Here is a 2,894-nt window from a genome sequence, read left to right as displayed (position 1 = left end):
AGCAAAAGTGAGTTAGATGACTTGATTTAGAAAAGTAAGGAATCTTTCTAAAAACTTGAATAGCTAAAAGGCCTTGTCCTCAAGGCTTTTTAATATTTCCCACTATACCTTTTATTCCCATATCAAGTATTTTCATCTGCGGATAGAGCATATCAGCCACCTTCATTTTTTCTCTAACAGATTCTAGCTGTTCACTATATTTTTCATAGAATTCTACAAGCCGCAGATGAAAATACTTGATATGGGATTTTGGCAGGTAGGGTTTGACTTTGATAGAAATAAGTAACACTAGAATTGAATTTATTAAACAACAATAATCTTAAGACTTATCTGGTTGTTAGATTCAGCAAAAGTGAGTTAGATGACTTGATTTAGAAAAGTAAGGAATCTTTCTAAAAACTTGAATAGCTAAAAGGCCTTGTCCTCAAGGCTTTTTAATATTTCCCACTATACCTTTTATTCCCAAAATTGAACAATGGCTTGCAATCATTTTTTTAAAATAGTATACTAGGGCTAGGCTATGGAATCGTTTGCATAAAGTTGCGATGAGTTTAAACAGTGAAATCTAGGAGATGAAAAGTATGGAATTAACAGCCATTTATCACAGACCGGAGTCGGAGTATGCCTATCTTTATAAAGAAGGTCAAGTACATATCAAAATTAGGACTAAGAAAGAGGATATAGAGAAAATCGTTTTGCACTATGGGGATCCCTTTATCTTTATTGAAGATTCTTATGAAGACGTGAAAGAGATGGTCAAGGTGACCTCTGATGCCTTATTTGATTATTGGCAAGTGGCTGTCTCTGTGCGCTTTGCTAGGCTCCAGTATCTTTTTGAGCTTAAGGATAAAGAAGGTCAAAGCATCTTGTATGGAGATAAAGGTTTCGCTGACAATAGTCCAGAAAACCTTGCTTTAGAGGGCAATGGTTTTAAACTCCCTTATATTCACGAAATCGATGGCTGCCAGGTTCCTGACTGGGTTTCAAAAACGGTCTGGTATCAGATTTTCCCAGAACGTTTTGCCAATGGAAATGCTGAACTTTCGCCAGAAGGAGCTCTAGATTGGGATTCGTCTATCAGACCTAAAAGTAGTGATTTCTTTGGTGGGGATTTACAGGGGATTATTGACCATCTGGATTATTTGCAAGACCTAGGGATTACAGGGCTCTATCTCTGTCCCATCTTTGAATCTCCAAGCAATCACAAGTACAATACGACGGATTACTTTGAAATTGATCGACACTTTGGGGACAAGGAGACTTTCCGTCAACTGGTGGAGCAAGCTCATCTGCGTGGCATGAAGGTCATGTTGGATGCGGTTTTCAATCATATGGGCGATCAATCCGCTCAATGGCAGGATGTTCTCAAGCATGGTGAAAAGTCACCTTACAAAGATTGGTTCCACGTTCAAGATTTCCCAGTGATGAATGATAAGTTCGTGAATCCCAAAGAACTGCCTTATCATACCTTTGCCTTTGCCAGCTATATGCCTAAGTTAAATACGGCAAATCCTGAGGTGAAAGACTATCTCTTAAGCGTTGCGACCTATTGGATTGAACATTTTGATATTGATGCTTGGAGATTGGACGTGGCTAATGAGGTTGATCATCAATTTTGGCGAGATTTTCGGAAGGCTGTTTTGGCCAAAAAGTCTGACCTTTATATTCTTGGAGAGGTTTGGCATACCTCTCAGCCTTGGTTAAATGGAGATGAGTTTCATGCTGTCATGAACTATCCTCTATCCGATAGTATCAAGGACTACTTTTTGATCAGGAGCAAGAAGACTAGTCAATTCATAGCTGAGATTAACTGCCAGTCTATGTATTACAAGCAGCAGATTTCTGAGGTTATGTTTAATCTCTTGGATTCGCATGATACAGAGCGCATTTCGGCGACAGTTCAAGGTGATATCCAGCTTGTCAAATCCGCACTCGCCTTTCTCTTTTTGCAAAGAGGGACACCCTGTATCTATTATGGAACCGAGCTAGAATTGGGCGGAGATATGGACCCGGATTGTAGACGGGTCATGCCTTGGGACCGGGTTTCCAATAACAATGATATGCTCAATTTTATGAAGAACTTGATTCAGCTTCGCAAAGATGTTGCGGATATCATTCAGCATGGGAGATATAGTATAGAAGAAATCGCTCCTGATGTGCTGGCTTTAGAGTGGGAACATAATCATCAAGTAATCCGAGCTGTTTTTAATCAGTCTAATGAGAATTATCTTTTAAACAGAGATTCAGCTGATTTAGTGAGTCATTGCCAAACTGATGACCAACAACTTGTCATCTTACCAAAGGGGTTTGTAGTTTACTGTGATGAGTCTAAAAGGTAATGAAGTTGAAACATAGGAACTCGGACAAACAGGCTCTTTAAACCTTCTTTTTTAAAGTGTTAGAATTTTTTCATGGTGGTGTAAGATGAAATCAAAAGAACTTCTGAAGAAAAGGCTGATTAATCTAGCTAGCGGGGAATTGGTAGCTGTTTTAGTATTTTGGATGAATTTTTTCCTGCTTAAAAAGTGCATTCTTACTACTAAAGCCTTCATTTCTATTTCCTTCTCTTTATTTCTCCTAACTTTTATCTTGATACAAGGTTCCATTTTTTGGTTGATTTTAATCAAGAGGATTTCCAATCTAGGATTTGCTGAAAAATACCGAAAACAAATAAAGTGAGGAGAATAAAAAGTCAATGAAAGAATTTGTGAAAATCATTTTGGATAATTTTTTGGCATGGCTTTGTATTGGAGGAGCCATTGGAGTAGCGGTGTTCATTTATTTGAGCTCTCGCTCAACCGGAAAAATTATTGGGATTATCGTGGTAGGTTTTTTGCTTGCTTACTGTTGTTGGAACCCAGAAACTGTTATGAATAAATTTAATGAGTTAATGG

2 protein-coding genes and 1 pseudogene are annotated in these 2,894 nt (G+C 38.1%); all 3 read left to right on the top strand.

The window, feature by feature from the left end; all coding sequences use genetic code 11:
- Positions 1-581: 581 nt before the first annotated feature.
- Positions 582-2,339 carry a glycoside hydrolase family 13 protein gene (locus tag K4H96_RS10390; RefSeq protein WP_223337036.1) on the top strand — a complete coding sequence of 586 codons (1,758 nt, stop codon included), beginning with the start codon at positions 582-584 and terminating at the stop codon, positions 2,337-2,339.
- An 85-nt stretch (positions 2,340-2,424) separates the two neighbouring features.
- Positions 2,425-2,673 (top strand): annotated as a pseudogene (locus K4H96_RS10385) (hypothetical protein); the annotation flags it as partial.
- Between the two features lie 22 nt (positions 2,674-2,695).
- The coding region (locus K4H96_RS10380; protein WP_227956500.1) for a TcpD family membrane protein at positions 2,696-2,894 on the top strand (199 nt) is incomplete at its 3' end.

This window comes from Streptococcus sanguinis (assembly GCF_020729765.1).
Lineage (GTDB): Bacteria > Bacillota > Bacilli > Lactobacillales > Streptococcaceae > Streptococcus > Streptococcus sanguinis_Q.
The sequence above is the reverse complement of the archived record's forward strand: the minus strand, read 5'-3'. Positions and strand labels throughout refer to the sequence as shown.

Excerpts from the sequence above, each read along its gene's own strand:
- K4H96_RS10390 (WP_223337036.1), top strand. The coding sequence starts at position 582 with ATGGAATTAACAGCCATTTATCACAGACCGGAGTCGGAGTATGCCTAT.